Raw genomic sequence first — 7,970 nt, 5'->3', positions numbered from 1 at the left:
CTTCCGGGCCGCGCGCCGCCCGTCGGCCCGACCGGTCAGCGGGAGTCCGCCGCCCGGCGCCTGCGGGCCGTCCACAGCGCGCCGGCGCAGGCCGCGCCGAGCACACCGAAGCCTGCGGCGATCCGGGTGCCGTCCGGTCCGACGCTGCCACCCACACCGGTCTGGACATGGCCCCAGGGCTGCTGGTCCTGCCCCTGGCCCTGATCCTGCCCATGACCTGCGGAACCGCCCGTGACCATCAGTCGGCCCCGGGCGTCCTTCCCGTTGTCGCAGGCGACCGCGATGTCGTAGGTCCCGGGGCGGGTGTCGCGCGGGACGGTGAAGTGCCCGGTCACGACGTCCTTGCCGGTGCCGGGGTAGAGCTCGAAGTCCCCCGCGTCCAGGGAGTTCGCGTCGCCGATGCCCGAGCCGTTCCTGCCGCAGGCGGTGGTTTCCGCGGTGACCTTGGCGCCCGGAACGGCGGTGGACGGGGTGAGCTCCAGGCGGCCCCTGTCCCGGTCGGCGTCGCCCGCGTACGCGGACGGGGCGAGCAGGGCGAGGCCGAAGACCGTGGTCGCGGCGAGGGTGACGGCTGTGCCGGTCGTGGAGCGGAGTGGACGGAGCATGGGAGGTCCTCCGGGTACGGGCGCGAGCAGAGCGGGGCGAGCCCGGACCGGACGGGCCGGAACGGGACGGGTCCTGCCTCCGAGGTAACGGGCGGGTCGCTTCCCATGCCTGCTGACGCACCTTCAGAAGTCACCCGTACGGACCGGCGCGGCACCCTTGCCACCGGCGATCGGCGCAGGTCGCGGCGGTTCCGGCGGGCGATCCGGTCCGCGTGGTGGCCCCGGGTGCCGAACGAGTGACCCCCGAAACGAATGTGTGACGCAGGTCACATGCATGCTCTTCCGAGGGTCGGGCAGACGCAAGACATCCCCCCCACGGGGTGGCACCCCCCCCCGCCACCCCCTGGCAACCGCCCACACCGGCCCCCCCCCCCCCGGGCCCGGGGGGGCGGTGTGGCGTCCGGGGCGGGCGCCCGCCGGGGGGCCCCCCCCCCCCGCCCCCCCCGGGCAACCGCCCCCACCGGCCCCACCCCCCCCGGGTCCGGTGAGGGCGTTGTCGCGTCCGGGCCGGACGCGCGCCGCCGGTCCGGCGCCGTGCCGCGGACCCGGCCCGCGTCAGACCTGGTCCGCCTGGGTGTCCCGGTACACCTTCTCCAGCAGTTCCATCAGTCCGGCGTCCACCGGGTAGGTCCGGTCGTCGATCCGGTGGACGGGGGAGATGGCTCGGGAGTTGGTGACGAACGCGGCCCGGAAGGCGTCGAGGCCGTCCAGGGTCACCGGCCGCCGGACCGACGGGGCCCCGGCCAGTGCGAGCCCCTCTTCCAGCAGTGCCATGGTGATCCCGATCAGCGCGGGACCGTTCGGCCAGACCACGCGATCGCCGTCCCAGAAGCCCACGTTGGTGATCGACCCCTCGGCTACCACTCCGCCCGGGGCGGTCAGCAGCGCCTGGTCGTACCCCGAGCGCACCGCCAGCCTGCCGTAGTAGGTCTGGCTGAAGTCGCCGGGTCGCTTGAGGTGCGGCAGGTCGCGGGCGTACGACACCGAGAGAAGGCTCAACGGCGTCTTCGCCGGTTCGGCGGGCGGGGTCACCGTCACCATCAGCACCGTCTTCGTCGCGCCCGGCGGCAGAAAACCGTGCACCCGCACCGTGGCGTCCCGTACACCCGCTCCCGACAGCGCCCCGCGTACCAGTCGGCGCGGCAGATCCGCCTCCAGGTCCAGGCCGAACAGCTCCTGGTTCGCGGCGCGCAGCCGGTTCAGGTGGAGGTCCCAGCCCCGCACGCGGCCCTCCACGACCTGGAAGGCCGTGAAGTGGCCATAGCCGGAGAAGGCGGGGATCCGTAGGTCGTCGAAGGTCGCGGGGTGACCGTCGAACTCGACGTACGGGGCGGGCGTGGCAGGGATCATGGAGTCCACGGTAATTCGTGGAGTGGTGCCGGGTGGACGCGCCCCGGGTGCGGGAGGCGTCGGCGAGGGCACTCGGCGGGAGCAGCGGGCCGGCTGTCCGTCGGATTCCTCGTGCCCGCGTGGGGGTGGCGGCTTCCTCGCGGAAGGCCGCACTGCGGTGACCCGTGCTTTCTGCCGCACAATTCTCTCGGTGACCTGATCCGGCCGGAAGAGAGTGTGTGGTGCGCATGGTCGGGTGATTCCCGTTTTCCGCGCGCGGAGGAAGGGATTCCTCTGCGCACGGAAAAAGTTGTACGGCGGCCCGATCGGCTCACGTCGAAGAGGCCTTGGGGGCCCGGCGCCCGGAGGCCACGTGGCGGCCCGCTCCCACGTCGCCTGCCGTCCCGCCGTGGAGGCGGGTTCTCACAGAGGGGTGCAGAAACCGACTTCCGCGAGCGCCTCCCTGACGAGTTGGCGCACATACTCGGGGCTGGGTGGATCGCCTGCGTCGCCCTTGGGCCCCCGAGGACCCCGGGGGCGCACCTGGCCCTCCGGGCCCGGGTCTCCCCGGGAGCCCTGAGGCCCCCGGGGTCCTGCCTGACCCTCCCTGCCGTCGGCGCCGGGGAGGCCGTGCGCGCCCGGCTTTCCGTCCCTGCCGTCCCGGCCCGCCTGGCCTTCGGTGCCCGTCGCGCCGACGGCACCCTCGGGACCGAGCGGGCCGCTCACGCCTTCAGGGCCCGCGGGCCCCTCGATGCCGCGCGGTCCTTGCGCGGCGGCCGGGCCCTCCGGTCCGGTCACGCCCGCGGGGCCGGCGGGCCCCCCCGGCCCCGCGGGCCCGGTCGGGCCGGCCGGACCGGGGCAGCCCGTACGGCCGCTCGGTCCCTGCGGTCCGGGTGGTCCCTGGGGTCCTGGCGGTCCTGGCTCGCCTCCGGAGGGAGGGGGATCGCACGTCGGCCCGGGGTTCTCCGGGGCCAGGGCCTGGTGGTCCTCAGGTGCGCTCCGCGCGGGTGACGGTGCGTCTATGGGGGTGGGAGTGGACGAGGTCGTCGCGGCCATGCCGCCTCCTGGCGCTCTTCGCACCGCGTGCTCGCGATGCGTCCGGTGGGCGCCGTCCCGCCGGTGGGCGGGACGGCTGACGGGAACGGAGAGCGAGTGGCCATTCACCTTTTCGGTGAACTTCAGAGGTCGAACCATGGGAGCGGCTCTTCGCTGTCCGTGCTCATGGTGAATATTCCCCGATCTCCCATTTGGGCAACCGCACCAAAGAGTGGCGTAAAAGTATTATTTAGATAATGGGGGCACTCCCTTTTGTGAAATGGAGTGGAATTGGGTGATGCTTTCGTGTGATCATGGCGGGAAAAAGCCGGGTGTGCAGGATCAGTGGAAACGAATATGCGGCAAGTTCCGCCGAGATCTGCGGGGGAGGGGCGCCGTCAGGAGCGCGTTCCGGCCACCCCTTCCCTTCTCCGTACCCTCGGTGATCCCTTCGGCCGGAACGCCGTGGGCGCTCCCGGCGGCCCCTTCCTAGCGGGATGGGCTGTCCCGCAGGTCGTGTTGCGAAAGTCCCGTGTCCGGCGGGCGACGCCTGGCACGCACGCTCGCCGCGTTGCCGGGATCACCCCGATACCGCCCTGCGGGCGGACGGCGCTACTTCCGCAACACGCTTCGGTGCGTGAGGAGAACGGGCGGCGGCCGGGGTCGTACCGACCGACAATCGGAAGCGGACCACCGGGGCAGCCGCGCCCCGGGCCCCGCGCCCCCGAGGAGAGCCGACCATGGCGACGCCACCGGCCGCATGGCTGACCGTGCAGACCACGACCGACAGCGAGGAGAAGGCTCAGGCACTGGCCCGGAGCGCGGTGGAGGCCAGGCTCGCCGCCTGCGCGCAGATCTCCGCGCCGGTCACCTCCGTCTACCACTGGCACAACGCCGTGGAGACCGCCGAGGAGTGGCAGGTGCTCTTCAAGACGAGGACCGAGCGTTACGACGAACTGGAGGAACACCTGCGCGCCGCGCACGACTACGACACCCCCGAGATCATCGCCACCCCGATCGTCCGGGGCAGCGCCCGCTACCTCGCGTGGGTGACCGACCAGACGTCATCGGCGGTGGAGTTGTGACGGCCACCGTCGAGTCGGCCGGCCCCGAACCCGTACGGGGACCCATACCCGAACCCGTACCCGGCCCCGGGGCGGTCCGCGCCGAGGGGCCGCTGCCCTTCTTCGTCTACGGCACCCTGCGGCCCGGCGAACACAACCACGACCGGTACGTCCGGGGCCTCGACGTCCGGGAGCAGCCGGCGCTGCTGCACGGCGGGGCGCTCTACGACGGTCCCGGGTACCCCTTCGCCACCGACGGGGGCGACACGGTCCACGGGGCGCTGATCACTGCCGCGCCCGAGGAGTACGACGGGCTGCTCGCCGCCCTGGACCGACTGGAGACGTACCTGGGCCCGGAAGACCCCCGCAACCTCTACGAACGGGTCGCCCGGGACGTCGAGGTGCCCGGCTCCGGGACCGTCCGCGCCTGGGTCTACCTCGCGGCCTCGGCCGTCCTGCGCACCCTGCGCGCGAGCGGCCCGCGCATTCCGGGCGGCGACTGGCTCGGCCACCGCCCTCCCCGCACCGCCACGGACCGGCGCACGCCGTGAGCACGCCGCGCACGCACCGGGGGCGGGGGGCGCGGGGACGTGCGGGGTCGCGTGAGGTCCCGAGGGGGCCGTGGAGGAGTGTTGAGGGTGAGGCAGTACCCCTGACCCGGCGGTGAAAGGTTTTCCATGCATCGACTCGTTGCACAGCTCTGGCGGCTCATACGCGGTCCCCTGCAGTGGCGGGTCCTGTGGCTCGCGCACGCCAAGTTCAACGTGGGCGTCACCGGGGTCGTCCGGAACGACGCCGGTCAAGTCCTGCTGCTGAAGCACCGGTTGTGGGCCGCGCAGCACCCCTGGGGGCTGCCGACCGGCTTCGCCGTCAAGGGCGAGGAGTTCCCGCTCACGGTGGTCCGCGAGGTGAAGGAGGAGACCGGGCTCGACGTGGAACCGGGCCGCCTGGTGCGGTTGAGGAGCGGCTACCGGCTCCGCCTCGAAGTGGCCTACGAGGCGCGGCTCGTCGGCGGAACCCTGAAGATCGACGACTTCGAGATCCTGGAAGCGAGGTGGTTCGACGTGGACGCGCTTCCCGCAGCGATGCAGGAGTCCCACCGGGAGCTCGTCCGGGGCGCGGGCACCGACGCGCTCTGAGGTCGCGGGGCGGGGTGGTGTCTCACTCCCGGGTGTCGGCCGCGTGCCAGTTCCGCCACGCGTGGACCGTGCTGGGCGCGTCGGGGTGTTCGAGGGCCCAGAGCACGTACCCGGCGTTCTGCCGCGCCCACGGGGCGTCCGACCGGGCGACGGCTTCCAGCCTGGCGCGCAGATCCGCACTGTCCACGGCCCGGGCGACACGGACGTACTCGCGGTCCTTGCAGCGGTACGGCCTCCGGACGACGACCTCCACCAGGTCGGTCAGCTTCGACCTGACCGTTTCACCGTGGCCGGCGACAGCCAGGCCCCGCAGGAGGCCCTGCTTCGTGCCCCAGTCCTTGGCGTGCCGTGTCCAGTCCCTCGGATACCTGGCCTCCCACTCGAGGAAGAGCAGCGCGTAGGGCAGCCCCGGCCATGCCCTGATGTCGCCGGACGGGCGAAGCCACACCGCGTGGGGCAGCGTGCGGCTCCGGGCTTCGTCGTACGCCCCCTGCGCACGCAGGCGGGCCCGCTGCCGCCATGGCATCCATCGTCCGAACCGTGCCGTCGAGCGCCACGTCGCGTACATCCGGTCGCGGGCCTTGTCCGTAGCTCTCCGGGCGTCGGCGCACAGGGCTATCGCCGTGCTCCGTTCGCCGGGATCGTCGGCTGTCAATCCGTATGTCCAGCCCAACCGCTCTTCCCAGCGGCGGGCTTCGGCGTCTTCGGCGTCCGGCGGTGTCATGGGGAGATCCTCCCCCGGGCGCAGGCCGGTTCGCCCCGGTGCCCTTCACAGGGAATCCTCAGTCGACCAAAATGTTGGCGAGATCGCTGGGAATATTGTCAACAATCCCGTAGCGTGCGTCCCGCTTCGGCCCTGAGGCCGGAGTTCCGACGAAGTGCCCTGTGCGAGAACGCACTTGGTGCTCGACGAGGGGAGACCCCATGCAGCGGATCTCGGCGCCCAGTGAGCGCGAAGCGCCCGAACACCTCACCGCCGTACGGGAGATGCGGCGCCCCGTGCCCCGTAAGCACCTCCTGAGGGGCATCGCGGTCGCGGGCTCGCTCGCCCTCACGGCTCTCGCCGTACCGTCCTCCTTCGCGGCGACCGGCGGAGGGACTCCGGCCAAGGCCCCGCACCGGGCTCACGTCGTGGACGCGGAGGACGCCGCCCTGGCCTTCGACTCCGCCGCCTACACGACGATCACCGTCACGGTCGACGGCCAACCGATGGACGTGCGCTGGTACAAGGAGATCTGCTACGTCGCCAAGCCCGTCGAGGCGGCGGCGCAGCAGTCCGGCGGGTTCGGGAACACCACCATCTCCAACACCGCCTGCGGCTACCAGGCCATGAATGTGTTCGTCCCCGAAAGCGCCTTCGGCAACCAGCGCGCGCCGATCTACTTCGCCGTGAACAACAGCGGCTGGATGGCCAGTTACATCAAGGCGAGCGTCACCGGCGGCGCCTCCTACAACAGCGCGACGAGCAACGTCGGCGCCGCGCTGAAGGCCGGGTACGTCTTCGCCGACATCGCCAACCGCAGCCGCGGGCTGCTCGGTGCCGACGGTACGGCTCCCGGCAAGGCGCCCGCCGCGGTGGTCGACGCCAAGGCGGCCGTGCGTTACCTGCGCCTCAACGACGCCGCCATGCCCGGCAGTGCCGAACGCATCGTCATCAACGGCACCAGTGGCGGAGGCGCGTTGGTGTCGATCCTCGGCGCCTCCGGCAACAGCGCCGAGTACGACCCGTACCTCGCCGCGATCGGCGCCGCGGGCATCGACGCGAAGGGCCGCAGCACCCTGCGCGACGACGTCTTCGCCGTGAACGCGTACTGCCCGATCACCGACCTGGGCAACGCCGACAAGGCGTACGAGTGGCTGTACAACATCCTCGACACCCGCGCCGACACCGGCCAGAACCCGTCCCCCGAGGACGCCGCCGCGATCGCCGCCCAGTTCCCCGCGTACGAGAAGAGCCTCGGCCTCCGCAACCCGGACGGCTCGAAACTCACCGCCGCGAACATGATCGACACCATCAGGAAAGAGGTCGTCCGCTCCGCCGAGACCTACCTGAAGGCCGACCCGGCGAACACGATTCCGGCCCTGGGCGCCACCTTCGACCTCCAGTCCGGCGGCGGGTTCCCCGGCGGGACGCCGACCACCAAGTCGTACGTCAACGACTGGATCGACGTCGACACCGCGACCCGCACGGTGCGCTCGGTCGACATGAAGAAGTACCTCGCGTTCGTCGTCGCCCAGGCCACCCTCAAGACGACCCCCGCCTTCGACGCCGTGGGCGTCAACGGGAACACCACCAGCGGCACCGAGACCAACCTCTTCGGCCCGGCGGACCAGAAGTACATGAACTACACCGAGTACAGCTGGGACCACAACGACGTCCCCGGCGACGGCAGCGGCATCGACGACACCGGCCTGACCTGGGACCAGTACACCGCCAAGCGCTCCACCACCGTGGACGACCAGATCCACCTCGTCGACCCGATGGACTTCATCGGCACCGGCGCCGACACCGCCGCGAACTGGTACGTCCGCAACGGCACCCGCGACCGGGACACCGCGTTCATCGTCTCGCTCAACCTCGACCGGGCGCTCGAAGCGGACAAGCAGGTCGAGGACGTCGACTACCGCCTCGCCTGGAACCAGCCGCACGCCGGGAACTACGACGTGCCCGAGGCCATGGCCTGGATCGCCAAGGTCGTCCGCAAGGCCGGCGACCCGCTGCGCGCCGGTCGCCGCTGAGGCCGCCGCCGGGCGTTCGTCAGAGCGTCGGGGTACTTCGGAGTGCCGGCACTCCGAAG

General features: G+C 71.9%; 7 protein-coding genes. 4 read left to right on the top strand and 3 right to left on the bottom strand.

Features of this window, described 5'->3' with window-relative positions; genetic code table 11:
* Positions 1-35: 35 nt before the first annotated feature.
* Together ACFWEP_RS27845 and ACFWEP_RS27840 are read right to left on the bottom strand one after the other, a co-directional pair.
* Entirely contained in the window at positions 36-605 is a 570-nt protein-coding gene (locus tag ACFWEP_RS27845) for a hypothetical protein (RefSeq protein ID WP_387373994.1), read from the bottom strand.
* Between the two features lie 555 nt (positions 606-1,160).
* Positions 1,161-1,955, bottom strand: a complete 795-nt coding sequence (locus ACFWEP_RS27840) for an aminotransferase class IV (RefSeq protein WP_387373992.1) — start codon at positions 1,953-1,955, stop codon at positions 1,161-1,163.
* Between the two features lie 1,754 nt (positions 1,956-3,709).
* On the opposite strand from ACFWEP_RS27840, the gene cutA reads away from it, so the two are divergent.
* The 3 genes from cutA (at position 3,710) to ACFWEP_RS27825 (ending at position 5,172) form a co-directional block, all read left to right on the top strand.
* A complete protein-coding gene (cutA, locus tag ACFWEP_RS27835) occupies positions 3,710-4,054 on the top strand; it encodes a divalent-cation tolerance protein CutA (protein ID WP_387373991.1) in 345 nt (114 codons plus the stop codon).
* Between the two features lie 44 nt (positions 4,055-4,098).
* Positions 4,099-4,584 (top strand): gamma-glutamylcyclotransferase family protein, encoded by a 486-nt coding sequence (locus ACFWEP_RS27830; RefSeq protein WP_387373996.1) that lies wholly within the window; start codon positions 4,099-4,101, stop codon positions 4,582-4,584.
* A gap of 126 nt (positions 4,585-4,710) precedes the next feature.
* The gene (locus ACFWEP_RS27825; protein ID WP_387373989.1) at positions 4,711-5,172 is read left to right on the top strand and encodes an NUDIX domain-containing protein; all 462 of its coding nucleotides are present in this window, start codon (positions 4,711-4,713) and stop codon (positions 5,170-5,172) included.
* Between the two features lie 22 nt (positions 5,173-5,194).
* Here ACFWEP_RS27825 and ACFWEP_RS27820 read toward each other — a convergent pair whose 3' ends face one another.
* The gene (locus ACFWEP_RS27820; RefSeq protein WP_387373987.1) at positions 5,195-5,896 is read right to left on the bottom strand and encodes a hypothetical protein; all 702 of its coding nucleotides are present in this window, start codon (positions 5,894-5,896) and stop codon (positions 5,195-5,197) included.
* A gap of 200 nt (positions 5,897-6,096) precedes the next feature.
* On the opposite strand from ACFWEP_RS27820, the gene ACFWEP_RS27815 reads away from it, so the two are divergent.
* Complete coding sequence (locus tag ACFWEP_RS27815) at positions 6,097-7,911, top strand: subtype B tannase (protein WP_387373985.1); 1,815 nt, start codon at positions 6,097-6,099, stop codon at positions 7,909-7,911.
* Positions 7,912-7,970: the final 59 nt, after the last annotated feature.

The sequence above is a fragment of the Streptomyces sp. NPDC060198 genome (assembly GCF_042728415.1).
Classification (GTDB): Bacteria; Actinomycetota; Actinomycetes; order Streptomycetales; family Streptomycetaceae; genus Streptomyces.
Note: the sequence above shows the minus strand (reverse complement) of the source record. Positions and strands in the feature narration are given on the sequence as shown.

Bases quoted from the DNA above. Each gene is read 5' to 3' on its own strand.
- ACFWEP_RS27845 (WP_387373994.1), bottom strand. From the start codon at position 605: ATGCTCCGTCCACTCCGCTCCACGACCGGCACAGCCGTCACCCTCGCC.
- ACFWEP_RS27840 (WP_387373992.1), bottom strand. From the start codon at position 1,955: ATGATCCCTGCCACGCCCGCCCCGTACGTCGAGTTCGACGGTCACCCC.
- cutA (WP_387373991.1), top strand. From the start codon at position 3,710: ATGGCGACGCCACCGGCCGCATGGCTGACCGTGCAGACCACGACCGAC.
- ACFWEP_RS27825 (WP_387373989.1), top strand. From the start codon at position 4,711: ATGCATCGACTCGTTGCACAGCTCTGGCGGCTCATACGCGGTCCCCTG.
- ACFWEP_RS27820 (WP_387373987.1), bottom strand. From the start codon at position 5,896: ATGACACCGCCGGACGCCGAAGACGCCGAAGCCCGCCGCTGGGAAGAG.
- ACFWEP_RS27815 (WP_387373985.1), top strand. From the start codon at position 6,097: ATGCAGCGGATCTCGGCGCCCAGTGAGCGCGAAGCGCCCGAACACCTC.